Genomic DNA, 26,650 nt, shown 5'->3' on the forward strand with positions numbered 1-26,650 from the left:
ACACGGATGTTTGCCCAAGACCTGAACACTGTCCTGCCCGAGGTCGCGCTGGCGGTCTACGCGATGGCCGCGCTGATGGCGGGCGTCTTCGGCCTCGTCAATTCGCGCGTCGTGCTTTGGACCACGGCTGCGGTGCTGGCGACCTTCGGCGCATGGATCGGCGTCGCACCGGGCGTCGAGTCGGCGGCCTTCGGCGACAGCTTCGTCAACGACGGCTTCGCCCGCTTCGCCAAGGTCGTGCTGCTCTGGGGCGCGGCCGCGCTGCTGCTGATCAGCGACGACTACCTCGAGCGGACGGGCCTGCTGAACTACGAATACCCGGTGCTGGTGGCGCTCTCGGTCGTCGGCATGATGGTCATGGTATCGGCCCATGACCTGATGGTGCTCTACCTCGGCCTCGAGCTTCAGTCGCTGGCGCTCTACGTGATCGCCTCCTACCGGCGCGATTCCGTGCGCTCGACCGAGGCGGGGCTGAAGTACTTCGTCCTCGGCGCGCTCTCCTCCGGGATGCTGCTTTATGGCTGCTCGCTGACCTACGGCACCGCAGGCACCACGAACCTCGCCGGTATCTCGGCCATCGTCAGCGCCGGCGAGATCTCGGTCGGTCTGCTCTTCGGCCTCGTGTTCCTCTGCGCCGGTATCGCCTTCAAGATCTCGGCGGCGCCGTTCCACATGTGGACCCCGGACGTCTACGAGGGTGCGCCGACCCCGGTCACCGGCTTCTTCGCCACCGCGCCGAAAATGGCCGCGGCAGCGATGTTCGCCCGCGTACTCTTCGACGGGTTCGCCGGCGCTGTCGCCGACTGGCAGCAGATCCTGGCCTTCCTGTCGCTGGCCTCCATGCTGCTGGGCTCGGTCGCTGCGATCGGCCAGACCAACATCAAGCGTCTGATGGCCTATTCCTCGATTGGCCACATGGGCTACGCGCTGATGGGCCTCGCCGCCGGGACCGAGGCGGGCGTCAGCGGCATGCTGCTTTACATGGCGATCTACGTCACCATGAACGTCGGTGTCTTCGCCTTCATCCTGAACATGACCCGCGACGGCACCGGCGTGCTGGAGATCTCGGCCCTCGGCCTTTACAGCCGCGTCGAGCCTGCCCGCGCCCTGTGCCTTGCGATCCTGATGTTCTCGCTGGCCGGCCTGCCGCCGCTGGTGGGCTTCTGGGGCAAATTCGTGGTGTTCCAGGCTGCGGTCGACGCGGGCCTCGCTTGGCTTGCGGTGATTGGCGTGATCGCCTCGGTAATCGGTGCGTTCTACTACCTGCGCATCGTCTACCTGATGTACTTCGGCGAGGCCGCCGACCAGCTTGACGGCACCATGCCGCCGCTGCACTGGGCCGCGCTGGGCATCAGCGCCGGCGCGATGGTCCTGGGCGTCGTGAACCTCTTCGGTGTCGACGCCATGGCCGCCGCTGCAGCCGCGACGCTGGTGAATTGAGCGGGAGCGCAGGCGGGGCCGCGCCCCGCTTCGTCCTGGCTCAGACCGACAGCACAAATGCCGAGGCGCTTCGGCGCCTCGACTCAGGTCAGGCGGCCCCGTTCTGGGTGCTCGCCGACCGCCAGACCGCAGGGCGGGGCCGCCGTGGTCGGCCCTGGGTCTCGGACCCCGGCAACTTCTACGGCAGCGTCGCGCTGCGCCTCGGTCCCGACGCGGGGCAGGCGGCATTGCGCAGCTTTACCGCCGCGCTGGCGCTGGCCGAGACGCTGGACAGCCTTGGCATCGACCCGGCGCGTCTCAGCCTGAAATGGCCCAACGACGTGCTGCTGGACGGACAGAAGCTGGCGGGCATCCTGCTGGAAAGCACCAACCAGGACGGGCAATTGGCGATGGTCATCGGCATCGGCGTGAACCTGGCCTCCGCCCCGCCCGTGACGGCAGTCGAGGAAACCGCCCTCCGCCCGATCGCCCTGGCGGAGACCGGGCTGCGTATTACCCCCGATGCCTTCCTCGACGCGCTGGCGTCTCGGTTCGCCGCGCTCGAGTCCGAGTTCCAGGCTAACGGCTTCGCCCCGATCCGCGCCGCCTGGCTGGCTCGCGCCGCGCGTTTGGGCCAGCAAATCACCGCCCGAATGCCAGGCCGCGAGGTCTCGGGCCGGTTCGAGACGGTGGACGAAACCGGCGCAGTCGTTCTAGATACCCCGACGGGTCGCCTGCACCTGCCTGCGGCCGACATACACTTCTGACGGAAGGGCGGGTCTGCCCATGCTTCTTGCCATCGACGTCGGCAACACCAACTGCGTCTTCGCGCTCCACGACGGAGACCGGGAACTCGCGGCCTTCCGCTGCCGCACCGAGCACGCCCGCACCGCGGATGAGTACTATGTCTGGCTTCAGCAGTTGATGACGCTGAACGGCATCGTCGGGCGGATCACCGACGTGATCGTGTCCTCGGTCGTGCCGCAGGTGGTTTTCAACCTGCGCGTCCTTTCCGACAAGTACTTCCGCACCCGCCCGCTGGTCGTCGGCAAGCCCGAGGTCGAGCTGGGCGTCCCGGTTCGCGTCGATGCCGACACCACCGTAGGGGCCGACCGGCTGGTGAACACCGTCGGCGCGTTTGACCGCTACGGCGGCGATCTGGTGGTGGTGGACTTCGGCACCGCGACGACCTTCGACGTGGTCGGCCACGACGGCGCCTACGAGGGCGGCGTGATCGCACCGGGCGTGAACCTCTCGCTCAAGGCACTCAGCGAAGCTGCGGCCGCGCTGCCTTATATCGACGTCACCCACCCCGAGCGGGTCGTCGGCACCAACACCCGCGCCTGCATGCAGTCCGGCATCTACTGGGGCTACATCGGCCTGGTCGAGGGCGTGTGCCGACGCATCGCCGCCGAGCGTGGCCGCCAGATGAAGGTGGTCGGCACCGGCGGGCTTTCCACGCTCTTCAACCAGGGCACCGACATCTTCGACCACATCGATACAGATCTGACCATTCACGGGCTCGTGCTGATCCACGCCCGAAACAGCCCGAAAGCGAAAATAACCGTATGACGAAAGAAACCAAGTTTACCTACCTGCCGCTCGGCGGCGCGGGCGAGATCGGCATGAACATGTACCTCTACGGCTACGGGCCGGTAGGGGATCAACGCTTCATCCTCGTCGATACCGGCGTGACCTTCCCGGACATGGACGGCTCGCCCGGCGTCGACCTCATCATGGCCGATCCCAGCTTCATCGCCGAGCGCGCCGACCGGCTGGAAGCCATTATCATCACCCACGCGCACGAGGATCACGTCGGCGCGCTCGGCCACCTCTGGCCGCGCCTGCAGGCCCCGGTCTACGCCCGCCGCTTCACCGCGCTGATCGCGCAGCAGAAGCTGGAGAAGGCGGGGCTGGACCCCAAGATCGTCCGCGTCGCACCGGCCTGGCCGGAAACCGTCCAGCTTGGCCCCTTCACTGTCGGCTTCGTGCCGGTCTCGCACTCGATCCCCGAAGCCTCGGCGCTGGTAATCGACACGCCCGCGGGCCGCGTCGTGCACACCGGGGACCTGAAACTGGACCAGACCCCGCTTGTCGGCGAGCCTTGGGACCCGGCGCTGTTCCGCGCCATCGGCGATGACGGCGTCAAGGCGCTCGTCTGCGATTCCACCAACGTCTTCTCGCCCATGCACGGCCGGTCCGAGGCTGATATTGTCGGTCCGGTCGAAGCCCTGATGGCCGAGGCCAAGGGCCTCGTCGTCGCCACCACCTTCGCCTCCAACATTGCACGCCTGCGCACGCTGGCGCAGGCCGCGCATGACCAGGGCCGCTCGGTCGTGGTGCTGGGCCGGGCGATGAACACGATGATCCAGAACGGGTTCGCCACCGAGGTGCTGCCGGACTTCCCGCCCGTGGTCGACCTTGACGAGGCCGAGAGCATCCCGCGCGAGAACCTGTTCATGCTCGCCACCGGCAGCCAGGGCGAACGCCGCGCCGCCAGTGCTCAGCTCGCCAGCCACGGCTACCGCGGTTTCAAGCTGAAGGAAGGCGACACCTTTCTGTTCTCGTCCAAGACGATCCCGGGCAACGAGGTCTCGGTCGGACGCATCCTCAACCAGCTCTCCGAGCAGGGCGTTCGCGTGATCGACGACAGCGATGGCCGCTATCACGTCTCTGGCCACGCCAACCGTCCGGATCTCGAGCAGGTGCACACGCTGGTACGCCCAGCCAACGTCATCCCGATGCACGGCGAGCACCGGCACCTGAGCAGCCATGCCGAACTGGCCCGCAGTCACGGCCGCCCCGGCATCGTCGCGCCCAATGGCGCCGTGGTCGACCTGACCGGTCCCGAGGCCGAGGTCATCGACCATGTCGAGACCGGGCGGCTCTATCTCGACGGCAAGGTTCTGATCGGCGCGCTCGACGGCGTGGTGCGCGAGCGGGTGCGCATGGCGATCCGTGGGCATGTCATCGTTTCGGTCCTGCTGGAAAGCGACGGCAGCATGGCCGACGCCCCCTGGGCCGAGATCGTCGGTCTGCCCGAGACTGTCTCGGGCCGCAAACCGGTCGCCGAGGCGATCGAGGATGCGGTGGACAAGGCGCTGTCCAACGCCAAGCGCAACGCCCTGCGCGACGACGAAGAGGTCGAGAAACTGGTCGAGCGTGCCGTGCGCGGCACCACTGACGACCTTTTGGGAAAGAAGCCCGTCACGACGGTGCTCATCAACCGCTTCGAAGGCTAGGCCCTCTCATGTGTAGGGTGGGCTTCCAGCCCACCCTGCTGAACGCCGGGTCGGATTAAGCCGGGATTGAAACGAAAAACGCCGCCCCTTGGGGCGGCGTATTCATTTCAGCCGGCCTGTTCGGTTCAGCTGGCCTTCTGCTCAAGCTCGGCTTCGGCCTTTCACCGTGTTGATCACTGATGAGGCAGATGCCCGGGCGCGCGGCTTGCGCTGCCGCGTAGGTTGCTTGGCCGGTTCCTCGGCCTGTGCCTCGGAAGCAGGCTCAGCTTGCGTCTCGGGTGCCAGCTCGGCCTGAGCCTCTGCCTTGGGGTCTTCGCTCGCCGGTTCCGGCTGGACGCCCTCGGGCTTGGCTTCCTCGGCCTGAGGTTCGGTTGTTTGCGGAGCGGGTGCGGACGCGGCCTCTGCAGGCATTTCTGTCGTCGTCTCAGCCGGAGCCTCTTCCGCAGCCTTCTTGCTCGTTCGCCGTTTGCGCGGTTTCTTCGGCTTCTCCTCGGCCACGGGCTCGAAATCCGGTTCCGGAGCAGTCACCTCAGTCGACTCAGCTTCAGCCGCAGGTGCGTCGGCAGGCGCGGCCTCGGCCTCGACCGCAGGTGCTTCAGCCGGTGCTTCCACGGCTTCCGAAACCGCCTCGCCCTCGGCGTCGGCCGCCTCGGCTTTCGGCTCGACGTCCTTCTTCTTCGACGTCCGCTTGCGCTTGGCCTTTTTCGGCTTCTCTTCGACCGCCTCGACCGGAGTTTCAGTCTCAGCCTCGACCACTGGCTCCTCGGCTGTCTCTTCCGGCTCGTCCTTCTCGAGGTCGGCGAGCGCGGCGCGCAGATCGCGGGTCATGAAGGCGGGGACGTGATCGCCCATGCCGACAACCCGGTTGTCATCGCGACCGCGGCTACGCGAGCGGCCACCGCGCGCGCGGCTGTCATTGGAACCCGAACGTGTGTCGGCCGGACGCGCATCGCGCGAGCGGCTCTCGCGCGGCTCCGGCGCGGCCTGCGCTTGCGAATCGGCCTCGGCAGCGGGCGCGTCGTCCCGCTTGCGGCTGCGACTGCGGCTCCGGCTGCGCGAGCTGCGGCGTTCCTCGTCCTGACCCTCATCCGAGGTGGCGGGGGCGGCGTCGCCCAGCGGGTTCTCGACCACCGGGATCTTCTTGCCCAGCAGTTCCTCGACCTTGTCGAGATGCTTCTCGTCCGCCGGCACATAAAGCGACAGCGCCTTGCCCGAGCGCCCGGCACGGCCGGTGCGGCCGATGCGGTGGACGTAATCCTCGGAATGGATCGGAATGTCGAAGTTGAAGACGTGGCTGACCGACGGAATGTCGAGCCCGCGCGCGGCCACGTCCGAGGCGACCAGCAAGCGCAGACCGCCGTCGCGGAAGCTCTCCAGCGTGCGGGTCCGGATCGACTGGTCCAGATCGCCGTGGATCGGCGCGGCGTCATAGCCGTGCTTGGCCAGCGATTTGGCGACGATGTCGACGTCCCGCTTACGGTTGCAGAAGATGATACCGTTGGTCAGCTTCTCGCCTTCGGCGTCGATCAGGGCGCGCAGCGCGTCGCGCTTCTCCTTGTCGGCGCGGTCGCGGCGCGACGGGGTGATCTTGCACACCGCCTGCTCGATGGTCTCGGCGGCGGTGGCCTGTCGGGCAACCTCCACCCGGACCGGATTCGACAGGAATTCCTGGGTGATACGCGTGATCTCGGGCGCCATGGTGGCCGAGAAGAAGAGCGTCTGGCGAGTGAACGGGGTCAGCTTGAAGATCCGCTCGATGTCGGGAATGAACCCCATGTCGAGCATCCGGTCGGCCTCGTCCACGACCATGATCTCGATGCCGGTCAGCATCAGCTTGCCGCGCTCGAAATGGTCGAGCAGGCGGCCAGGCGTCGCGATCAGGACGTCCACGCCCCGATCGATTAGCCGGTCCTGGTCCTTGAAGCTGGTGCCGCCGATCAGCAGCGCCATGGTCAGCTTCATGTGCTTGGAATAGGTTTCGAAGTTCTCGGCGACCTGGGCGGCCAGCTCGCGCGTCGGCGCCAGCACAAGGCTGCGCGGCATCCGCGCGCGGGCGCGACCCTTTGCCAGCAGGCTCAGCATCGGCAGCGTGAAGCTGGCGGTCTTGCCGGTGCCGGTCTGGGCAATGCCCAGCACGTCGCGTCCGGTGAGCGCTTCGGGGATGGCCTGGGCCTGGATCGGCGTCGGCGTTTCGTAACCGGCTTCGGTCACGGCTTTCAGGACCCGCGGGTCCAGTTCAAGATCAGTAAAGGCTGTCATTGCTCGCTGTATTTGAGTGCGGCTACATTAACGGCCGCAGTTTCCAGCGCGGCCAACATCCCCGTATTGGGATCGTTCGTGGCCGATCACATAGGTCATTGTTGCGCTGCGGTCAATCTTTGTAGCGTTTTGACCGGCAGAACCGCGCCGCATTGCCACAGGCGGGCAGGGGCTTTGATCTTGCCCGCAGGGCGGGCTAATAGGACGCGAACCATTGAAAGGGATGCCGGATGGACGTCGCCCCACCCAAGGCCCTGCGCGGCATGGCGCTGCTGCGCGTCGGCGGGATCCGTCACTGGACGGACCGCACCTTCAGCTTCACCTGCGAGCGGCCCGATAGCTTCCGCTTCCGCTCGGGCGAGTTCGTGATGATCGGCCTGATGGTCGACGAAAAGCCGCTGCTGCGCGCCTATTCCATCGCCTCGCCCTCCTGGGACGAGGAACTGGAGTTCTACTCGATCAAGGTGCAGGACGGCCCGCTGACCTCGCGGCTCCAGCATCTCGAGGACGGCGACGAGATCGTCATGCGCCCCAAACCTGTCGGAACGCTGGTCCACGACGCGCTGCTGCCCGGCAAGCGGCTGTTCCTGTTCTCGACCGGCACTGGCATCGCGCCCTTCGCCAGTGTGATCCGCGACCCCGAGACCTATGAAAAATTCGACCAGGTCATCCTGACCCACACCTGCCGCGAGGTGGGGGAACTGGCCTATGGCCATGATCTGATCGAGCGGATTCGCACCCACGAATTCCTGCCCGAGATCGTCGGGGACAAGCTGACCCACATCGCCACCACGACCCGCGAGGACAGCCCGCAAATGGGCCGCATGACCGACTGGATCCGTGACGGCCGCCTGGCCGAGGCGACCGGCGGGCCGCTCTCGCCCGAGACCGACCGAGTGATGATCTGTGGCTCGATGGACATGCTCAAGGAGCACAAGGCCCTCTGCGAAGAGGCCGGCATGACCGAGGGCGCGAACTCCGAGCCGGGCCATTTCGTGATCGAGAAGGCCTTCGTGGACTGATCCTTGGGGATCGAGTTCTACGTTCAGGGCTACCGCGACGGCCAGCCGGACGGGCTCGATGCAGAGCGGGTGCGTGCGATCTTCGGCGTCTCCGGGCCGGGTCCGATCTACCCGCTGGTCTATAACGAGACGCACCGCTGCGATCTGTCGCTAGGCTCGCGGAACGGTCCCGCAGCCTCGTTCGCAATCCTGAGACCTTGCGATCACCCGGCACTATGGCAGGCCCTGTTCGGGGTCCTGTCCGAAGGCCCCTACGTGCTCTTCGCCCCCGACGGCAACGCGCCGGTTGCCGCGGGGCAAGCGCCCGATCTGCCACAAGGCATGGCCGCCGCGCTTGGCGCCCCGGTGCTGGTCACGCGCCCCGAGGCGATTCGTCCCGCGCTCGTCGGCTGCAGCTCAGAAGAACTCGTAGGTTTCGGCGTTGTAGTCCTGCAGGACCACGTCGGCGCGGTCGATCTCGGCCAGGGTGAGGCCCTTCACGATGACCTTCTCGTCATAGCTGCGCCCCTCGCCGTCGGTACCGAACCGCCGGAACACGGCGTTGCCCCAGGCATTGTCCCAGAACCGGTGCGTCAGCCCGTCGTCGACGAAATCCGCCAGCGTTTCCATATCGCCCGCGCCGAACCGGTCCGCGAGGCTCTCGCGCTGCGGGGCGTCGCCCGTGGAAAGAGCGCCGTCGACGGTGGCGAAGATGAACTCATCGCCCTCGACCACGTCGAAATCGGTGATCCTGCCGCGGGCGTTGGCCGCACCCTGTGTCGCAGTGCCGGTCACATCCCAGAACCCGTTGTCGACGATGAAATCATCGGCATGATTGCCGCCGACAAGCGTGGATTTCCCGAACTCCAGTACCAGCGTGTCCTGCCCGTTGCCGCCCTTCAGCGTCGACAGTTGCACCGCCGCTTTCAGGATGTCCCAACCGCCGCCGCCGATCGCGAAGCTGCGGCCCGCGTCGCCCAGACCGTCGCCGCCCGAGATGTCCTCCAGTTCGATCTTGTCCCGGCCGCCGCGCCCCAGGAACCGGCCTTCGCCGATCATTTCGTCGCGGGTGCCGAAAGCGTCGATTACCGCGCCGGGGGCGCTGCTGATGTAGTCAGGTTCTGTCCCCGTGATCGCGGCGATGCCGGCCTCGAGTTCGTATCCGCCCGCAATGTCGAACTCTCCGACCATCGAGAACTGGTATTCGGAGCCGCCGAAGACGGTGAAGCTCGTGGTATCGGTGAGGTAATTGTAGACAACCTGCAACTCGGTGCCGGGGCTGCCAAAGTCCTCGAATATCTCGGTCCGCGAAATAGACGTACCGAACAGATCGTCCTCGATCGTCTGATCGACGTCTGCGACGGTGAGCGCGTCGATCGCGGCAAGCTCGACGCGGAAGTTCACCGCGCTCGCAAAGGTGAAAAGCGACATTCCCGGTCTCCCGTCCCCTGGTCCACGGGATGATCATACGTCAAATGTGAGGGAAAATCTCGGGTCCGGGCGTAAACTCGGGTTCAGAGAAAATCGCTGTCCACCCAGACTGTTGCCAGATCGACCTCGTTCAGGCCGAGGCCGTGCAGCGTCACCTTCTCGTCGTAGACCTTGGTGTTGACCGGGTGGTCCCAGATGCCCTCGCGGCGGATCACGGCGTTGCCGGTGGCGTCCTCGCCAACCGCGTAGTCGAAGCTCAGCCCGTCGTCGCGGGTCAGCGTGAACGTGTCGAGGTCCGCCAGCGTGCCCGGCCCGAAGGCCTCGGCTAGCGTGCCCAGATCGCCGGGGAAGGGGGCGACGTTGTAGACGTTGACCGAGAACACCAGCATGTCCTCGGCGCCATCGAAATCGCGGATGCCGGCGCGCACCGGAGTGTCGTCCTCGGGGCCTTCGGTGAAGTCCGAATTGCCGTTGTTGAAGGCAAACAGGTCTGCACCCTCGCCGCCAACGACCCGTGCCTTGCCTGCGCTGACGGTGATCAGGTCGTCGCCCTTGCCGCCTTTCAGAACCGAACGCGCCAGTTCCGTCAGCAGCACGTCGTTGCCCGCGCCGCCGATGCCGACCGACTTGCCGCCGTCGCCGCGTTCGGTGGTGAAATTGTCCTCGAGCGTGATGTAGTCGTCGCCGGCCCCGCCGTGCATCCAGCCCTCGCCATCCATCCGGTCGTCGGTGCCGTAGGCGCGGATCCGGGCACCGCTGGAAAAGCTGGTGTAGCCGGTGTCGGGAAAGGCGGCGGCCTCGAACAGAGGCGTCAGGCCCAGCCCGCCCGCGAAATCCAGCAACTCGTCGGTTTGAAGGATCCAGGCATTGGTCGTGCCGCCCAGGTTGGCAAAGAAGAAATCGGTCGAGCCGCCAGACTCCCGGTCCCAGATATCCACCGTCAGCGTGCCCGTCGGCGTGTCGAATATCGACCGCTCCAGAACGCCGGTGACGGTGTAGAACACCTCGAACCCGTCGCGCTCGGCTGCGGCCAGCCCGTCGATGAACTCAAGCGCCGCGCGGAAGTCATGCGGCCCGTAGACTTCGAAATCTGCTGTCGTGACCATGAGTTTACCTGTCCACAATCCGTTCCGCGATCCTATGGCGCGCGGGGCGCAGGCTCCAGCCCCGCGTCAGAGGATCGGGCCGAACATCGCCACGGTGTTGTTCAGCAGCCGCCGTGGCGCGGACCAGGCGCGCACATCCTCCAGCGTCACCCGCTCCGAGGCGTCGATGTAGCTTTGCTGCCGGGCCCGCACGGCAAGGGTCGTGTGCGGGTCAGCCAGCAGGATGTTGTTCTCATAGTTCAGGTCCAGGCTCCGCTGGTCCAGGTTCGCCGAGCCGACAAGCGAAACCTTGCCGTCCAGCGTCATCGACTTGGTGTGCAGCAGCCCCAGCGGATACTCGTAGAGCCGCACGCCCGCGGCCAGCAACTCCTCGTAGTAGGAGCGGCTGGCGGCAGCCACGATCCAGCTGTCGTTGCGCTTTGGCAGCACCATCGCTGTATCCACCCCGCGCCGGGCACTGGCGCAGATCGCGGCCTGCATGGCGGCGTCGGGCACGTAGTAGGGCGTGGTGATCACCAGTTCCTCGCGCGCGCCGTAGATCGTCGCGACGAATGTCTCGGACATGGCCGAGGGCCGGTGCGTCGGCCCGGTCCCGACGACCTGCGCGGCAAACCCCGGGTCGGCGGGCGGGGCAGGGCGGGTCAGCAGCGGCACAAGGTCCTCGCCGGTCGCGCCCATCCAGTCCTCGCAGAACAGCCGCTGGTTCTGCCGCGCGACGGGGCCTTCGAAACGCAGCATGATGTCCACCCACGGCGCGAAACGCGGCTTTACCCGGAAGGCGGCATCGGCGCAGTTCTGGCTGCCGCAATAGGTAACGGCCTCGTCGATCACCACGATCTTTCGGTGATTGCGCAGGTCGATCCGACCCCGCATCATCCGCAGCAGCGGATTGCCGATCGGCAGCGCGCGGGCCAGCCGGACGCCCGCCTCGCGCATCTCGCGCCAGTGCGCCGAGCGGATCAGCTGCCGCGAGCCCAGGTCGTCCGCCATCGCCCGGCAGGTCACACCCCGCGCGGCAGCACGTTTCAGCGCCTCGACCACCTTGAGGCCGTTGGTGTCGTCCAGCCAGATGTAGAACAGCAGATGCACATGGTCGGTCGCAGCGTCGATGTCCTCGACCATCCGTGCGATGGCGGCGTCGCTGTCCGCCATCAGCTCGGCCCGGTTGCCGCCGCTTGCCGGAAATCCGTTGATGCTGCGCCCGACGCGGAACAGGCGCTCGGCCTCGGGGATCATCGGGCGGATATCGGCGTCCGGATCCTCGGGGATCGGCAGCACCTTGGCGGCGTCTCGGATCCGCTGCGCCCGGCGGCGGCCGATATCGACCTCGCCGAACAGAATGTAGGCCAGGATGCCGACCAGCGGCGCGACCAGGATCACCACCGCCCAGGCCAGCCGCGACGAGGGCGACCGATACGGCCGCAGCAAGGCGCGCGCGACGAAGACCGTCTGCAGCAGGATATCCGAGACGAGGAAGAACCAGGTGAAGTCTCCGGTCGTCATCGCCGCGCCTCCTGCGTGCCTGGCCTCAGATCAGCGTTTCCTTGACCGCCGTCAGCTTGAGGTCGGGATAGTCCCGCTCCACCCTGTCGATATCCCATTGCAGGCGGGTCATGTAGACCGGATCGCCGTCATGGTCCGCTGCGATGTGGCCCTTGTTCGCCTTCACGAACGCGTCGACCTTGGCCTGCGGCCCCGAGACCCAGCGGGCCGAGGTGAACTGCGTCGGCTCGAACCGCACCGGGATTCCGTATTCCAGCTCGATCCGGCTGGCGAGCACCTCGAACTGCAACTGCCCGACCACGCCCACGATCCACCCCGAGCCGATGGTCGGCTTGAAGAGCTTGCTGGCGCCTTCCTCGGCGAACTGGGTCAGCGCCTTTTCCAGGTGCTTGGCCTTCATCGGGTCGGTCGCGCGCACCGACTGCAGAAGTTCGGGTGCGAAGCTCGGTATGCCGGTAAAGCGCAGGCTCTCGCCCTCGGTCAGGGCGTCGCCGATGCGCAGCTGGCCGTGGTTCGGAATGCCGATGATATCGCCGGCCCACGCGTCTTCGGCCAGTTCGCGCTCGTTCGCCAGGAACAGGACGGGGTTCGAGATCGCCATGGGCTTGCCGGCCCGCACATGGGTCAGCTTCATGCCGCGCTTGAAATGCCCCGAGCAGAGCCGCACGAAGGCAACCCGGTCCCGGTGCTTGGGATCCATGTTGGCTTGCACCTTGAAGACAAAGCCAGAAACCTTTGACTCATCTGGGGAAACCTGACGCTCGGCCGCCGGGCGCACCTGCGGCTGAGGCCCGAATTCCCCGATCCCCGACATCAACTCCTGCACGCCGAACGAGTTGATTGCACTGCCGAACCAGATCGGCGTCAGCGTGCCGTCCAGGAACGCTTGCCGGTCGAACGGCGGCAGCAGCTCGCGCGCCATCTCGACCTCCTCGCGCAGCTTTTCCAGCAGGTGCGCGGGGACATGTTCTTCGATCTTCGGATCGTCCAGCCCGTCGATCTTGACGCTCTCGGCCTTCACGTTGCGGTCGGCGCGGTCCATCAGTTCCAGCCGGTCGTTCAGCATGTCGTAACAGCCGACGAATTCGCGGCCCATGCCGATCGGCCAGCTGGCCGGGGTCACGTCGATCGCCAGGTTCTCCTGGATCTCGTCGATGATCTCGAAGGTCTCGCGGCTTTCGCGGTCCATCTTGTTGCAGAAGGTCAGGATCGGCAGGTCGCGCAGGCGGCAGACCTCGAACAGCTTCTGCGTCTGGCTCTCGACGCCCTTGGCGCCGTCGATCACCATGATCGCGGCATCCACGGCAGTCAGCGTCCGGTAGGTGTCTTCCGAGAAATCCGAGTGACCCGGCGTGTCGACAAGGTTGAACCAGAAGTCCCTGAACTCGAACGACATTGCCGAGGCGCTGACCGAGATGCCCCGGTCCTTCTCCATCTGCATGAAGTCACTGCGCGACCGCCGCGCCTCGCCCTTGGCGCGGACCTGTCCGGCCATCTGGATCGCGCCGCCGTAAAGCAGGAACTTCTCGGTCAGCGTGGTCTTGCCCGCATCGGGGTGCGAGATGATGGCAAAGGTCCTCCGACGCCCGATCTCGGGCGGCAGGTCGGGTGCATTGTGCGAACGGTCCAGCATGCGCGCGATATAACGTCGGCAACACCGAAGGAAAAGCCGGGAAACGCCGGCCGCCCGAATGTACACTGGCGCGAATGTACCGGGAGCCGAATGTGCTGGGGAATGATGGCCCGGACGGCTATCGTCTTGCACATGTGTCGCCACACCTGCGGCGACACGGCAGCCGAGGAGGGCCCCATGTCCGAAGCCGGAGACCGCGCCATCGCCGAGATCGTTCGCCTGCACGAGGCCATCGTCTCATGGATCACCGGGCGGATGCCCGAGGACCGGTTCGCCGCCGAAATCGCCGGGCCCCTCGCTCCGGCCTTCACCATCGTCGAGCCGGACGGCCAGATCCAGACCCGCGACGAGGTTTTGAAGGGCCTCTTCGACTTCCACAGCGGCAACCCGGACTTCCACATTGCCATTGAGGCCCCCCGGGTCGTGGCGGAACGCGACGGCCTCGTTGTCGTGACCTATATCGAGCGGCAGAGCGGCGCGAAGCGCTCGGCAGCGTCGAACGCCCGGCAATCCACTGGCATCTACGAGGTCGGCGAGACCGTCTCCCACTTGTTCCTCCAGGAAACCCGGCTGCCCGCCTAGGCCTTCTGCGCGCCCGGTTCAGGCGCCGGCATCAGCCGCCCTGCGACGTGGTCTAGTGCCAGGACCGGCACTGGCCCGCCGGCAATGCGGATCTATCGCGAAACGCCCCATCGGAAGTTCCTTTTCCCGCCGCTTCGCGTCCGCGCATGCTATGCCAGAGGACGCCACAGAGAGGGGAAATCGACATGCGCCTTCACTTTGCCACCGCCGTACTGCTGTCCGCCGCGATGCCCGCCGCCGCCGATCCGGCCATGGAATGCGACGGGTCCAGTCAGGTCGAGATCGGCGCCTGCGTCTCCGAGATGCGCGCGGGCGTCGACCGTGCGCTGGAAGCGGTGCTGTCGATTGCCCGAACCTCGGCGGCGGAACTCGACGAGGTGACGGGCCGCGAAGTCGCGCTTCCGGCACTTGAACAGAGCCAGCAGGCCTGGGAGGCCTGGCGCGACGCCGAATGCGCCTATCGCGGCGCGCTTTTCGGCGGCGGCTCGGGCACCGGGATCGGCATCGAGAGCTGCCGGATCGATCTGGGGCGGGATCGGGTCGACAGCCTGCTGGCCGGGCTGAACTGACCGCCAGTCACCCGTATTTCCCGGACAGGTACTTACGCGCCCTAGGGTCCTGCGCATTCCCGAACACCTCGCCAGCCGGGCCGAATTCGCGCAACTCGCCCAGATGGAAGAAGGCCACCCGATCCGCGATCCGCGGCGCTTCCATGAGCGAGTGCGTCACGATCACGATGGCATGTTCCTTCGCCAGCCTGAGCACCAGCTCCTCGACATGAGCCGTCGCGATCGGGTCTATCGAGCCAGTCGGTTCATCCATAAGGAACACTTCCGGATCGGTCGAAAGTGCCCGCGCGATGCACAACCGCTGTTGCTGGCCTCCGGAGAGGTCGATGCCCTGAAGATCGTGCATCTGGTCTTTCACCTCGTCAAATAGGTCGGCGCGGCGCAGGCAACCCTCGACGATCTCGGCCACCTGCCGCTCGTTGCGCGCGCGGCCATGCAGGCGGACGCCATAGGCCACGTTGTCAAAGACTGACATCACGAACGGATTCGGCTTCTGCGCCACCCAGCCAAAGCGGCGGCGATGCATTGGTGGATCGATGCGCGGATCGTAAATGTCCTCGCCGTCCATCAGGATCCGGCCCTCGATGCGCACGCCCCGGGTACCGTCATGTGCTCTGTTGAGACACTTGAGAACCGTCGTCTTGCCGCACCCGGAGGGGCCGATGAAGGCGGTGACGCCTCTTGCGGGCAGGGTGAAACTCACGTCCTTGACCGCGTGGGTATCGCCGTACCAGAGGTTCAGATCGCGAACGTCGAGCTTGGGCGCATTCAGCGCGGGCATCTCCGGTAGAGTGTCCATCCGGGACGGGAAGACATTCCGGGCCTGCATAAGGAAACTCCGTTGATTGCTGTTCGGGCGCAGAATGGCCGGGCAGGCGGGCGGGACGTTTGATCCATGTCATTCGCCGGAAAACTTCATAAAAGGTTCATCGTACCGGGCCACCCGTGAGGGGGTTCCCAGACCGCCCCACGGACGCTATCAGCGGCCCCCCGCAACCCGAGACCGAGTCGCTCATGACCGACCGATCGCCCATCGTCCTGCGCCTGGCCCTCTGGTCGATCCCCGTTGCTTTCGGCGTCATGGGGTTGAAGTTCCTTGCCTGGCGGCTGACGGGCTCGGTCGCGCTGCTGTCGGACGCGCTGGAAAGCATCGTCAACGTGGTCTCGGCGGTGCTGGCGCTGTCCGCGATCCGTTATGCGAACCGGCCAGCGGACAAGGGGCATCCCTACGGCCACCACAAGGCCGAGTATTTCTCGGCGGTGGCCGAAGGCGTGCTAATCGTCCTGGCCGCGCTGCTGATCCTCGAGGAATCCATCCCCGCGTTGATGAACCCCAGGCCGCTCGACGCTCCCGTCGCGGGCCTTGCCTTGAACGGGGTGGCCGGCGCGGTCAACGCCGCCTGGGCGCTGCTCCTGATCCGGACCGGACGGGCGCACCGCTCGCCCGCGCTGACCGCCGACGGGCGGCACCTGATGACGGACGTGGTGACTTCGGCCGGGGTGATCGTCGGGCTGGTGCTGGCGCAGCTCACCGGCTGGGCGATCCTCGACCCGCTGCTGGCGATCATCGTCGCCGCCAACATCCTGCGCGAGGGCTGGCGAGTCATCGCGGGCTCGCTCGGCGGGCTGATGGACAGCGCGGTCGAACCCGATGGCCGCAAGCGGATCGAGGCGACCATTCTCGGCAATGCTGACGGCGCCATCGAGGTCCACGACATCCGCACCCGGAACGCCGGCCCCGCGACCTTCATCGAGTTCCATCTCGTCGTCGACGGCGACATGACGGTTTCCGACTCGCACACGATCTGCGACCGGATCGAGCATGCGCTCGAGGATGCCGTTCCCGGCGCGCAGGTCATCATCCATGTCGAGCCCGGCCACAAGGTGAAGCCCGGGGCACTGCCGGTGAAATGATCAGCGGGTGATACTGTCGCTGCCCAGAAGCTCGGGGAACAGGCACTGGGCATAGATCCACTCGGTGTCCCGCACCGCCAAGCGATTGCACAGCCGCTGCGACGACGGATTGTCCAGCGCCACTCCGGTCATGAACCCCCGGGCACCTTCCTCGCGCCACATGTGCAGGATCGCCATCGCGCCGAGGATCAGCGCCAGCCTGCCGCCACGCCGGTCCGGCCGCGTCGCGAGCGCCCCCCAGAACACGTCTCTGGCGCGCGGGCTGTCGTCGTGGTGCAGCGCGTAGGAGGCCGCCGTCGCCACCGGCGCGCCCGATCCGTCCAGCGCCGCAAGCGTGATCCCGCGCCGCGCGACGCCGCGCATCACCGCTCCGGGCACCGGCATCACGCCGCACTCGGTGCAGAGCGCGGCAACCTCCGCGACCAGTCCCTCCGGGCTCGACGAGTCCAGCCGCACGAGGGTCAGATCGCCGGGCAGGGGATGCGCCTCGACCACGGCGCGTGCCGCGGCATGGGCCTCTTCGCCGCCTCGGAAATGCTCGTGCCGCGCGGTGCCGAAGCCCGCGGCTGCAATCTGGTCGAACAGCGCCTCGGCCTCATCCTTGGGAAAGTAATAGCAGACCCCAGCCCCCTGAAGCCGGGCCAGCGCGCCCAGCACACGGGCGGTGTCCGTCACCGGCCCGCCCAGCGCGACCGCCCGACCATACCAGGAATAGCGCGGATCATCGCCCAGCAGGCGCCACAGATCGCCCGAGCGCCGCATCAGCGCCACCTTGTCCGGGCTGCCGAAATACTCGTCCTCGAGCGCCATCCTGTCCCTCTCTTCCGCCAATCCTGCCGCAAACCCGGGGCCTGCGCCACTTGCAGTTCCCCTGAAACCGGCTCAAGACGGGCGAAAAACTGGGGGGACCGGGCATGACACCACAGGACATCGCGCTGCTGGCCGGAGCCGGCTGCCTTGCCGGGGCGCTGAACGCGTTGGCCGGGGGCGGGACGATCTTCACCTTCTCGGCGCTGATGGCCGTGGGCCTTCCGGCGGTTACCGCCAATGCCACCAGCGCGGTCGCCGTGCTGGTCGGCCAGGTCGCCATCGTCTTCGGCTACCGGCGCGAGATCCTCGCGCTGATCCGCCGCCTGCTGCCCTTCACCGTAGTTTCCGCCATCGGCGGCACGGCGGGCGGCCTGCTCCTGCTCTCGACCGGCGAGAGCGCCTTCCGCGCGCTCGTCCCCTTCCTGATCCTCGCCGCGACCCTGCTGTTCATCGCGGCTCCCCGCATCGCCGCCTTCGGCGCGCGGCTCGGACAGGCCAAGGGCCATGACCGGCCGGGGCCGGGAGCGACGACGCTTCAGGGCCTCGTCGCCGTCTACGGCGGCTATTTCGGTGCGGGTATGGGGATCATGATGCTTGCCACGCTCTCGCTGACCGAGGGCCGGGACTTTCACCGGATCAACGCCGCGAAGAACTGGCTGGCCTTCGTCATGCAGGGCCTGGCGGTCGTGGTCTTCATCCTCTCGGGTGTCGTCGAATGGCCCGCATTCGCGGTTGTCGCCGTCTCCAGCATGGTTGGCGGCTGGCTGAGCGTGGTGGTCGGCAAGTTGCTGCCGCAGGCGCTGATCCGGGGCTTCGTGATCGTGACGGGCCTCCTGCTGTCGGCCTGGTATTTCATCGCCTAGGCCAGAGGATACTCGGCCAGTTCGGCATAGACCGGCCCGTCCGGCATCAGAACCGAGCTGTAGAGCGCGAAACGATCCGCCTCGAATCTGGCATCGATCCGCTGCACCGACAGGAACCGCGCCAGCGAGAGCTGCTCGCCGGGCCCGAGCCTTCGCAGCCGAAGCAAGGTGACATGCGGGCGGAACCTCCGGCGCGGCAGGTCCAGCCCCGCACGGCGCAGCGCGCGCCGGACCTGGTCGTGCAGAATGGTCAGCGCCGCGCTCTCGGCCACCTGCGCGAAGACCAGCCGCGGGTTCTTGCCGCCGAAACAGTCCAGTCCCGAGACCCGCACCTCGAAGGGCCCGGCGTGCACCTCCTCGGAAAGCGTCCGCGAAACCTCGGCCAGCAACGGCCCCGCGACTTCGTCCAGGAAAGCAAGCGTCAGGTGGAGGTTCTCTTCGTCCACGGGCCGACCCAGCGGAGCCTCGGCCTGTACGCCCGCAAGCTGCGCGCGCAGGTCCTCGGGTAGCGGAATGGCGACGAAGCAGCGCAAATGCGGGCGGTCAGCCCTCGGCGCGGGCGATCAGCGCCTGCCATTCGGCCTCGAAACTGGCGGCGGGGGCGCTGCCGGCGCGGCGGTACCAGTAGCCGGCGTTGAATTCGTCGCCCTCGATCCGGTGCGCCAGCGCGTGGATGGCGTCGAACAGCGCCTCGCCCTCGTGCTCCTGCGCGATCCCGTGGGCGTGGTCCCAGGCCGCGCCCATCTCGAATTCGCCCTTGCGCAGCCACCACAGGGCGGCAAGCGCCGGGGGCAGATCCTCGGGCGGGGCGGGGCGGTCGAGCGTCTGGGTCAGGTCGATCATGCGGCGCAGGCTAGGCCCGCTCCGCGCGCCGGTCAACGCATGGCTCAGATCCAGCGCCGGGTGCGCGCCAGGAAGTCGATGTAGGGCTGGCCGAAGCGCCGGGTCAGATAGGCTTCCTCCCGCAACACCACGCCCCAGTGCAGCAGCGCCCAGATCACGGGCGTCAGCATCACCAGCCAGTCGAGCGACAACGCCAGCGCAAGACCAAGCTCGGCTACGACGATGCCAAGGTACATCGGGTTTCGGGTGAAGCGGTACGGCCCGCCCTCGACCAGCCGCAGGGCCGGGCGATGCGGGTTCACGTTCGTTGCCGCCTTCTCGAAGGTCTGCTTGCCCCAGAACGCCAGCGCGCCGCCCGTGAGCACCAGCACGACGCCCAACAGTGCCACCCCGTTCAGGCCCAGAGGCGGCAGCAGGCGCAGCGGCAGCAACCAGCCGAGCAACGCTGCGACGAACGGGGTGGCCGCCGCCAGAAGCGGCGGGAACACCAGGATGTCGGGGGTCTCGTTGGTGGCGGGTGCGGTCTCCGTCCGGGCAGTATGAGGACGCCGGGCCGGGCGCTCAAGACCCGCGATTTTTGGCGTTTACGAAGTTTTCACGAACATTTCACCAGCAAAATCATTTGCTTAAGGGGGTTTTCACGATGAAAACCCCGCGTTTTCACCTTGACAGCACCCCCCGTGACGCATGAACTCCGCGCGAATTTCAAGCGAAGGGAGAACGCGATGGATCTGGGCATCAAGGGCCGCAAGGCGATCGTCTGCGCCGCGTCCAAGGGTCTGGGCCGGGGCTGCGCCGAGGCGCTGGCCGAGGCCGAGGTGGAACTGGTCATCAACGCCCGCACCGCCGAAACGCTGGAGCAGGTCGCGGCCGAGATCCGCGAGAAATACGGCGTGCAAGTCACCGCCGTCGCAGGCGACATCACCGACGAGACGGTGCGCGCGCAGGTGCTGAAGGCAGGCGAGGGTGCGGACATCCTGGTCAACAACGCCGGCGGTCCGCCTCCGGGCATGTGGTCGGACTGGGACCGCGAGGACTTCATCAAGGCGCTCGACGCCAACATGCTGACCGCGATCGCCATGATCCAGGGCACCGTCCCGCAGATGATGGAGCGCGGCTGGGGCCGCGTCGTCAACATCACCAGCCAGTCGGTCAAGGCGCCGATCCCGGTGCTGGGCCTGTCGAATGCCGCCCGCGCGGGCCTGACCGGTTTCGTCGCCGGCACCTCGCGGCAGGTCGCCTCTAAGGGCGTGACGATCAACAACATGCTGCCGGGCATCCACGCCACCGACCGCGCGGAGTCGCTCGACGGAAAGGTCGCACAGGACGAGGGCATCTCGATCGACGAGGCCCGCGCCCGCCGCGAAAAGACCATCCCCGCGCACCGCTACGGCACCGCCGAGGAATTCGGCGCGATGTGCGCCTTCCTCTGCTCGGTGCACGCCGGTTTCATCGTGGGCCAGAACATCCTTCTGGACGGCGGCGCGACCAACGCCACCATCTGACGCGCGTTCAACTTCTCGCGGGCCGGGCCTTCGGGCTCTGGCCCGCGAGAGGGCTCGGGTGCTACCGGATCGGGGTTCCGCCGACATCCGAGGTGCCCCATGCCCGATCTCTCCGGCCCCTGGCCGCTGATCCTTTTCACCGCCGCCATCGCCGCGCTTGGCATCGCGCAATCCGCCCGCCGTGGCAGCGTCGAGGGCTTCTTCGCAGGCACCGACGATCTTGGCCGCGCCCCGGGTCTCTGGACCCTGGTGCTGAGCCAGGTCACGACGTGGATCTTCGCCCGCTCGCTGATGAACGCGGCGGTGCTGGGCTTCTACTACGGCATCGCGGGCACGCTTGCCTACACGGCCTACTATGCCAGTTTCCTGACGGGCGGTTTCATCGTGAACCGGCTTCGCGCGGGCGGCGCCGGATCGGTGCAGGACTGGCTGCGGGGGCGCTTCGGTGCGGGCGGCACGCTGGCCTACAACCTGGTTGTCGGCCTGCGCCTGATGTCCGAGGTCTTCGCCAACCTGCTGGTCGTCGGCGCCATCTTCGCCGCCACGACCTCGGCGCCCTATGCCCGCGAGACCGCCATCGTCGTGCTCGCCGTTCTGGGCCTCGGCTATTCGCTGATCGGCGGGCTGCGCTCCAGCCTGAAGACCGACGTGGGGCAAATGCTGATCTTCCTCGCAGTGCTCACCGTTGCCTTTGCCGTGCTGGTCACCGCGCCCGACTTCTCGTGGAGCGCCGCTTTCACAGCGCAAGGCACCGCCGGACCGGGGCCGGGGCTGGCGCTGCTGGCGGTCGCGGCACTGCAGGTCTTCTCGTACCCGGCGCATGACCCGGTGATGATGGACCGGGGCTTCCTGGCGGACCGGCGCACCACGAACCTCAGCTTCCTCCACGCGTTCTGGATCTCGGCGCTCTGCATCCTCGGCTTCGGCCTGTTCGGCGTGCAGGCCGGGCTGCTCGCCGCCGAGGGCGAGGGTATGCAGGAGGTCTGGTCCCGCATGTTCGGCCCGGCGATCCTGTTCTGCATCAACGCGAGCCTTCTGGTCTCGGCGCTTTCGACGCTCGACAGCGCGCTGGCTTCCTCGGCCCGGTTGGCGGTGGTCGAGATGAAACTGGGCGCGCGGACCCTCGCCAACGGTCGCATCGCGATGGCGGTCTTCATGCTGGGGGGCGTCCTGTTCCTGCTTGCCGGAACCGAGGACCTTTTCGCCGCGGTCGCCGTTTCGGGCACCGCCTCTATGTTCCTGGCCCCGGTGCTGTTCTTCGGGCTGGTCCTGAACCGACCGCTGCCGCTCTGGTCCTTCGGCGTGGCCTTTGCCGCCGCCATCGCCGGGGCCACGGGCTATTTCTTCGAGGACTCGACCCCGGTCATGACACTCTTCGGCGATGGCCATAAATACGAGCGGCTGCTCGGCATCTGCCTCGCGGTGCTGGTCGTCGGCAGCCTTGCCTGCGGTCTCGGCGCTGCGACACGCGGCAGGGTTGCGGGCGCGAGGGGGCGTTGATACATCCGCCAAAGCCTGATCGAAACAATCGGATTGGCCGTGGAGAGCATACCGCCGCGTCTCGAGCTTAGGGATATCAGTTGCCGTTTCGACGGCAGCGCCGTCGTGGACGGCCTGTCGCTGACCCTGCTGCCGGGGCAGGTGACCTGCCTTCTGGGCCCCTCGGGCTGCGGCAAGTCCACCACGCTGCGCATGGCCGCCGGTGTCGAGCGGGCCAGCGGCGGCGAGATTCGCATCGACGGCAAGCTGGTCGAAGGCAACGGCACTCATCTGCCGCCCGAGGCGCGCGGCATCGGCATGATGTTCCAGGACTTCGCTCTGTTCCCGCACCTGACCGTGCGCGGCAACGTCGGTTTCGGCGCGAAGGGCGCTGTTAAGGGCAGGGTGGACGAGCTGATCGCCCGCGTGGGCCTCTCGGACAAGGCCGACAAGTACCCGCACCAGCTCTCGGGCGGCGAGCAGCAGCGCGTCGCGCTGGCCCGCGCGCTGGCCCCGGCACCGCGGGTGATGCTGATGGACGAGCCGTTCTCGGGCCTCGACAACCGGCTGCGCGACGGCATCCGCGACGATACGCTCGAGATACTCAAAGAGGAGGGCGCCGCCGTTCTGCTGGTCACGCACGAACCGGACGAGGCAATGCGCATGGCCGACCAGATCGCGCTGATGCGGCGCGGCAAGATCGTCCAGCAGGGGGCTCCCTACAACATCTACAACAACCCCGTGGATGCCGAGGCGGCGGCTTTCTTCAGCGATATCAACGTGATCCACGGCGTTGTGAAGGACTTTCAGTGCGAGACGCCCTTCGGTCAGTTCTTCTGTCCGAACCTGCGCGACGAGGCGGATGTCGAGATCATCATCCGCCCTCAGCACCTGAAGATCGACTTCGACCGCCAGGGCTCGGGGCCGTTGCCGACCACTTCTGACGGTGTACCGGCGCGTGGCGCAGTGGCGCGGGCGCGGTTCATGGGGCACGAAAGCCTCGTCGATCTGAGGATGGAGCATGACGGCTCGATCCTCAAGGCGACGATTCCGGGCGTGTTCCTGCCAAAGACGGGCACACCGCTTTGGCTGTCGATGCGCCGCGACCGCTGTTTCGTCTTTCCCTGCAAGGCGCAGAGCAAGCTGGCCGATCCCTGGCTGCACGCCAAGGTCGACGCGTGAGGCGCATCGTCGTCCTGACCGGCGCGGGGATCTCGGCCGAGTCGGGGCTGGCGACCTTTCGCGGGAGCGACGGCACCTGGAACAGCGTCCGGATCGAGGATGTCGCCACTCCCGAGGCGTTCGCGCGCGATCCATCGAAGGTCCACGCGTTCTATAACGCCAGACGCGTTCAGGCCGCCGGGGCCGAGCCCAATGCGGCCCACAAGGCGCTGGGCCGCTTGCAGGCCCAGTTCCCGGGCGAGGTGCTGCTGGTCACCCAGAACGTCGACGATCTGCACGAGCGGGGCGGGGCGACCGAGGTGGTGCACATGCACGGTCAGTTGAATCGGGCGTTTTGCGCCGGTTGTGGCGCCGTGACCGGCTGGACCGGCGATCTTTCGACCGGCGAGAGCTGCGCGGCCTGCGGCCAGCCGGGGTTCATGCGCCCCGATATCGTCTGGTTCGGCGAGATGCCCTATCACATGGCCCGGATCGAGGCGGCGCTGGAACGGGCCGACCTGTTCCTGTCTATCGGCACCAGCGGCATGGTCTACCCGGCCGCCGGTTTCGTCGAAATCGCAGGGGCTTCGGGCGCCCATACGGTCGAGCTGAATCTCGAGGCCACCGGCAATCCCTTGTTCGACCTGGTGCGGACCGGCCCTGCCGGCGAACTGGTTCCGGCCTTTGTCTCGGAACTGCTGTCGGGCGAAATGCCGCGCAATTAATGCCTCCGTGAGGCGCTTTGCCCTTTATCCCGGCGGCTCCAATCAATAAGTAGAGGGTTCAGGGAGAGAGGGCGCCCCTGGTGCGAGAAAGCCATGCGCCCCGGAAGATTCGGAGACATCCCATGCTGAACAATATCGGTCTGCCCGGCATCCTGCTGATCGCAATCGTCGTGCTGGTCCTGTTCGGGCGCGGCAAGATCTCGTCGCTGATGGGCGAGGTGGGCAAGGGCATCACCAGCTTCAAGCGCGGCCTGAACGAAGGCAAGCAGGAGCTCGAGGACGCCAGCGCCGAGGGCGAAAACGCCCGCGACGTCACCCCGGAGAAGGACAAGGCCTGAGCCGGGACCGGGTAGCGCACCATGTTCGAGCTAGGCTGGCTGGAGCTGATCGTCATCGGCATCACCGCGCTGATCGTGGTGGGGCCGAAGGATCTGCCCGGCCTGTTCCGCAACGTCGGCCGCTTCATGGGCCGGATGCGGGCGATGGCACGCGAGTTCCAGCGATCGATGGAACAGGCCGCTGACGAAAGCGGGCTGAAAGAGGCCACGAGCGGCCTCAGGGACCTGCATGACCTGAAGCGCAGCCCGACGCAGTCGGCGCGCAACTATGCACGCGACTTCATGAAGGACAAGGACGCGGACGACGCCAAGGCGAAGGACGCCGAGGCGATGGCCGACGAGGTCGCCTATGCGGCCGAGCGCGATCCGGTGCCGGCGCGCGAACCGGCAACAGCCGCCCCGGAGCCGGTTTCGACCGACGATCCGATGCCGGCCGCCGACCCCGCACCTGCGGCCGACCCGCGCCAGAACCGCGAGAGCTGAATGTCTCACGAAGACGAGATCGACGATAGCTCGGCCCCGCTGATCGAGCACCTGGCCGAACTCAGGACGCGGCTGATCCGGGCGATCATCGCCTTCGTGATCGCCATGCTGGCCTGTTTCACCGTCTGGAACCCGATCTACAATTGGCTGGCCGCACCGATCTGCAGCCAGTTGGCCGAGCGTGGCCAGGACTGTTCGCTTGTCATTATCAAGCTGCAGGAAGGCTTCATGACGGCGATCCAGATCTCGCTGTTCGGCGGCTTCGTGCTGGCCTTCCCGATCATCGCGCACCAACTCTGGCGTTTCGTGGCGCCGGGGCTCTACCGGTCGGAAAAGAACGCCTTCCTGCCGTTCATCATCGCCTCGCCGGTCCTGTTCCTGATCGGTGCGAGCTTCGCCTACTATGTCGTGCTGCCGCTAGCCTTCGACTTCTTCCTTGGTTTCCAGCAGGGCGCGGGCGCCGGTGTTGCACCGAGCGACGTAGCCCCGACCGACGTGGTTCCCCCGGACGTAGCCGGGGCCGAGCTCGTGGGCGAAACCGCGCCCGTCGCGGCCGAAGGAGCCAGCATCGCCTTCATGGGCTCGATGCAGGAATACCTCGGGCTGACGATCAAGTTCCTTCTGGCCTTTGGTCTCTGCTTCCAGTTGCCGGTGCTGTTGACACTGATGGGCAAGGCCGGGCTGGTCTCGTCGGACGGCCTGCGCACCACGCGGAAGTACGCCGTCGTCGGTATCCTGGTGCTGGCAGCCGTCGTCACCCCGCCGGACGTCATCACCCAGATCATCCTCTTCACGGTGGTCTACGCCCTCTACGAGATTTCGATCCAGCTGGTCGCCCTGGTCGAGCGCAAGCGCGAGGCCGAGCTGCGCGCCGAGGGCTATTACGACGACGAGGACGAGGAAAAGGCGGACGCCGAACCGCGGCCCGGAGAATGACCGAAGACGTACTGACCCGCATTGCCGAGGCGTTGGAGCGCATGAGCCCGCCGCCCTTGGCCAAGCCCGATTTCAACCTCGCCAGCGCCTTCGTATGGCACACCGGCCCCGACAGGCTGGTGCCGGTGCCCAAGGTCAACCGGGTGCCGATCGAGATGCTGGTGGGGATCGACCGCTCGCGCGACACGCTGCTCGAGAACACGCGCCAGTTCGCCAAGGGCTACCCAGCCAACAACGTGCTGCTTTGGGGAGCGCGGGGGATGGGCAAGTCGAGCCTGGTCAAGGCCGCCCACGCCGCCGTGCTGCGCGACGTCCGGGGCCTGAAACTGATCGAGATCCAGCGCGAGGACCTGCCGTCCATCGCCCGCCTGCTGGGCATCCTGCGCGGCGCGCCGGGACGGTTCATCCTTTTCTGCGACGACCTCAGCTTCGACCACGACGATCATCACTACAAGTCGCTCAAAGCGATCCTCGACGGTGGCGTAGAGGGACGGCCTGACAACGTGATTTTCTATGCCACATCAAACCGGCGGCACCTGATGCCCCGCGACATGATCGAGAACGAGCGGACGACCGGCATCAACCCCTCCGAGGCGACCGAGGAGAAGGTCTCGCTGTCGGACCGGTTCGGCCTGTGGCTGGGCTTCCACCCGTGCGATCAGGACAAATACCTGTCGATGATCCGCGGCTATGTGGACGCGCTGGGTATCGTGATCGACGACAATACGCTGCGCGCCGAGGCGGTTGAATGGCAGCAGACCCGTGGCGGCCGTTCGGGCCGCGTGGCCTGGCAATATGTCACAGACCTCGCCGGACGGCGGGGCGTGCCGCTGGCCCTGGAATAGGGT

27 protein-coding genes are annotated in these 26,650 nt (G+C 66.9%); 17 read left to right on the forward strand and 10 right to left on the reverse strand.

The window, feature by feature from the left end; translation table 11 throughout:
- Window positions 1-6 precede the first annotated feature (6 nt).
- The 4 genes from nuoN to ACW9UR_RS21680 are packed head-to-tail and all read left to right on the forward strand — an operon-like array spanning window position 7 to window position 4,661.
- Entirely contained in the window at window positions 7-1,440 is a 1,434-nt protein-coding gene (nuoN, locus tag ACW9UR_RS21665; protein WP_458919155.1) for an NADH-quinone oxidoreductase subunit NuoN, read from the forward strand.
- Complete coding sequence (locus ACW9UR_RS21670; RefSeq protein WP_458919156.1) at window positions 1,437-2,186, forward strand: biotin--[acetyl-CoA-carboxylase] ligase; 750 nt, start codon at window positions 1,437-1,439, stop codon at window positions 2,184-2,186. The genes nuoN and ACW9UR_RS21670 overlap by 4 nt, the downstream gene beginning before the upstream one ends.
- Before the next feature lie 19 nt (window positions 2,187-2,205).
- The gene (locus tag ACW9UR_RS21675) at window positions 2,206-2,991 is read left to right on the forward strand and encodes a type III pantothenate kinase (protein WP_458919157.1); all 786 of its coding nucleotides are present in this window, start codon (window positions 2,206-2,208) and stop codon (window positions 2,989-2,991) included.
- Window positions 2,988-4,661 (forward strand): ribonuclease J, encoded by a 1,674-nt coding sequence (locus ACW9UR_RS21680; protein ID WP_458919158.1) that lies wholly within the window; start codon window positions 2,988-2,990, stop codon window positions 4,659-4,661. Before ACW9UR_RS21675 ends, ACW9UR_RS21680 begins: the two co-directional genes overlap by 4 nt.
- A 141-nt stretch (window positions 4,662-4,802) precedes the next feature.
- Here the strand turns inward: ACW9UR_RS21680 and ACW9UR_RS21685 are convergent, their stop codons facing one another.
- Window positions 4,803-6,920, reverse strand: coding sequence for a DEAD/DEAH box helicase (locus ACW9UR_RS21685; protein ID WP_458919159.1), 2,118 nt, complete (start codon window positions 6,918-6,920; stop codon window positions 4,803-4,805).
- Between the two features lie 230 nt (window positions 6,921-7,150).
- Between ACW9UR_RS21685 and ACW9UR_RS21690 the strand changes: the two genes are divergently transcribed.
- Window positions 7,151-7,942 (forward strand): ferredoxin--NADP reductase, encoded by a 792-nt coding sequence (locus ACW9UR_RS21690; RefSeq protein WP_458919160.1) that lies wholly within the window; start codon window positions 7,151-7,153, stop codon window positions 7,940-7,942.
- A gap of 396 nt (window positions 7,943-8,338) precedes the next feature.
- On the opposite strand, the gene ACW9UR_RS21695 is transcribed toward ACW9UR_RS21690, so the two are convergent.
- The 4 genes from ACW9UR_RS21695 to ACW9UR_RS21710 form a co-directional block, all read right to left on the reverse strand.
- A complete protein-coding gene (locus ACW9UR_RS21695) occupies window positions 8,339-9,352 on the reverse strand; it encodes a hypothetical protein (protein ID WP_458919161.1) in 1,014 nt (337 codons plus the stop codon).
- An 83-nt stretch (window positions 9,353-9,435) separates the two neighbouring features.
- Window positions 9,436-10,458, reverse strand: a complete 1,023-nt coding sequence (locus tag ACW9UR_RS21700; RefSeq protein WP_458919162.1) for a calcium-binding protein — start codon at window positions 10,456-10,458, stop codon at window positions 9,436-9,438.
- Between the two features lie 66 nt (window positions 10,459-10,524).
- Window positions 10,525-11,961 carry a cardiolipin synthase gene (cls, locus tag ACW9UR_RS21705; protein ID WP_458919163.1) on the reverse strand — a complete coding sequence of 479 codons (1,437 nt, stop codon included), beginning with the start codon at window positions 11,959-11,961 and terminating at the stop codon, window positions 10,525-10,527.
- 25 nt (window positions 11,962-11,986) lie between these two features.
- Window positions 11,987-13,594: a peptide chain release factor 3 gene (locus ACW9UR_RS21710; RefSeq protein WP_458919164.1), complete on the reverse strand. Its 1,608-nt coding sequence runs from the start codon at window positions 13,592-13,594 to the stop codon at window positions 11,987-11,989.
- Window positions 13,595-13,771: 177 nt separating this feature from the next.
- On the opposite strand from ACW9UR_RS21710, the gene ACW9UR_RS21715 reads away from it, so the two are divergent.
- Entirely contained in the window at window positions 13,772-14,176 is a 405-nt protein-coding gene (locus tag ACW9UR_RS21715; RefSeq protein ID WP_458919165.1) for a hypothetical protein, read from the forward strand.
- A 185-nt stretch (window positions 14,177-14,361) separates the two neighbouring features.
- Window positions 14,362-14,745: a lysozyme inhibitor LprI family protein gene (locus tag ACW9UR_RS21720; RefSeq protein WP_458919166.1), complete on the forward strand. Its 384-nt coding sequence runs from the start codon at window positions 14,362-14,364 to the stop codon at window positions 14,743-14,745.
- Window positions 14,746-14,752: 7 nt separating this feature from the next.
- Here ACW9UR_RS21720 and ACW9UR_RS21725 read toward each other — a convergent pair whose 3' ends face one another.
- Entirely contained in the window at window positions 14,753-15,544 is a 792-nt protein-coding gene (locus tag ACW9UR_RS21725) for a phosphate ABC transporter ATP-binding protein (protein ID WP_458919295.1), read from the reverse strand.
- 215 nt (window positions 15,545-15,759) lie between these two features.
- On the opposite strand from ACW9UR_RS21725, the gene ACW9UR_RS21730 reads away from it, so the two are divergent.
- Window positions 15,760-16,659: a cation diffusion facilitator family transporter gene (locus ACW9UR_RS21730; protein WP_458919167.1), complete on the forward strand. Its 900-nt coding sequence runs from the start codon at window positions 15,760-15,762 to the stop codon at window positions 16,657-16,659.
- On the opposite strand, the gene ACW9UR_RS21735 is transcribed toward ACW9UR_RS21730, so the two are convergent.
- Complete coding sequence (locus ACW9UR_RS21735) at window positions 16,660-17,469, reverse strand: hypothetical protein (protein WP_458919168.1); 810 nt, start codon at window positions 17,467-17,469, stop codon at window positions 16,660-16,662.
- Window positions 17,470-17,573: 104 nt separating this feature from the next.
- Here ACW9UR_RS21735 and ACW9UR_RS21740 point away from each other — a divergent pair, with 104 nt between their 5' ends.
- Window positions 17,574-18,332, forward strand: a complete 759-nt coding sequence (locus ACW9UR_RS21740; protein ID WP_458919169.1) for a sulfite exporter TauE/SafE family protein — start codon at window positions 17,574-17,576, stop codon at window positions 18,330-18,332.
- On the opposite strand, the gene thpR is transcribed toward ACW9UR_RS21740, so the two are convergent.
- Genes thpR through ACW9UR_RS21755 form a run of 3 tightly spaced genes read right to left on the reverse strand, consistent with a single transcriptional unit; the run spans window position 18,329 to window position 19,663 of the window.
- Entirely contained in the window at window positions 18,329-18,865 is a 537-nt protein-coding gene (gene thpR, locus ACW9UR_RS21745) for an RNA 2',3'-cyclic phosphodiesterase (protein ID WP_458919170.1), read from the reverse strand. The two genes, ACW9UR_RS21740 and thpR, sit on opposite strands and share 4 nt — an antisense overlap.
- Window positions 18,866-18,875: 10 nt before the next feature.
- Window positions 18,876-19,175, reverse strand: coding sequence for a hypothetical protein (locus ACW9UR_RS21750; RefSeq protein ID WP_458919171.1), 300 nt, complete (start codon window positions 19,173-19,175; stop codon window positions 18,876-18,878).
- Window positions 19,176-19,219: 44 nt separating this feature from the next.
- Window positions 19,220-19,663: a methyltransferase family protein gene (locus ACW9UR_RS21755; RefSeq protein WP_458919172.1), complete on the reverse strand. Its 444-nt coding sequence runs from the start codon at window positions 19,661-19,663 to the stop codon at window positions 19,220-19,222.
- Between the two features lie 237 nt (window positions 19,664-19,900).
- On the opposite strand from ACW9UR_RS21755, the gene ACW9UR_RS21760 reads away from it, so the two are divergent.
- The 8 genes from ACW9UR_RS21760 to ACW9UR_RS21795 all read left to right on the forward strand — a co-directional run bounded on the left by ACW9UR_RS21760 (window position 19,901) and on the right by ACW9UR_RS21795 (window position 26,647).
- On the forward strand, window positions 19,901-20,680 hold the full coding sequence (locus ACW9UR_RS21760) for an SDR family oxidoreductase (RefSeq protein WP_458919173.1): 780 nt from the start codon (window positions 19,901-19,903) through the stop codon (window positions 20,678-20,680).
- Window positions 20,681-20,779: 99 nt separating this feature from the next.
- Entirely contained in the window at window positions 20,780-22,180 is a 1,401-nt protein-coding gene (locus ACW9UR_RS21765) for a sodium:proline symporter (protein WP_458919174.1), read from the forward strand.
- Between the two features lie 39 nt (window positions 22,181-22,219).
- On the forward strand, window positions 22,220-23,341 hold the full coding sequence (locus tag ACW9UR_RS21770; RefSeq protein WP_458919175.1) for an ABC transporter ATP-binding protein: 1,122 nt from the start codon (window positions 22,220-22,222) through the stop codon (window positions 23,339-23,341).
- A complete protein-coding gene (locus ACW9UR_RS21775; protein WP_458919176.1) occupies window positions 23,338-24,045 on the forward strand; it encodes an NAD-dependent deacylase in 708 nt (235 codons plus the stop codon). Before ACW9UR_RS21770 ends, ACW9UR_RS21775 begins: the two co-directional genes overlap by 4 nt.
- Window positions 24,046-24,167: 122 nt before the next feature.
- Window positions 24,168-24,383 (forward strand): twin-arginine translocase TatA/TatE family subunit, encoded by a 216-nt coding sequence (locus ACW9UR_RS21780; protein ID WP_458919177.1) that lies wholly within the window; start codon window positions 24,168-24,170, stop codon window positions 24,381-24,383.
- A gap of 21 nt (window positions 24,384-24,404) precedes the next feature.
- Entirely contained in the window at window positions 24,405-24,866 is a 462-nt protein-coding gene (tatB, locus tag ACW9UR_RS21785) for a Sec-independent protein translocase protein TatB (RefSeq protein WP_458919178.1), read from the forward strand.
- The gene (tatC, locus tag ACW9UR_RS21790; RefSeq protein ID WP_458919179.1) at window positions 24,867-25,802 is read left to right on the forward strand and encodes a twin-arginine translocase subunit TatC; all 936 of its coding nucleotides are present in this window, start codon (window positions 24,867-24,869) and stop codon (window positions 25,800-25,802) included.
- Window positions 25,799-26,647 carry an ATP-binding protein gene (locus tag ACW9UR_RS21795; protein ID WP_458919180.1) on the forward strand — a complete coding sequence of 283 codons (849 nt, stop codon included), beginning with the start codon at window positions 25,799-25,801 and terminating at the stop codon, window positions 26,645-26,647. The genes tatC and ACW9UR_RS21795 overlap by 4 nt, the downstream gene beginning before the upstream one ends.
- Window positions 26,648-26,650 lie beyond the last annotated feature (3 nt).

The sequence above is a fragment of the Halovulum sp. GXIMD14794 genome (genome assembly GCF_054457455.1).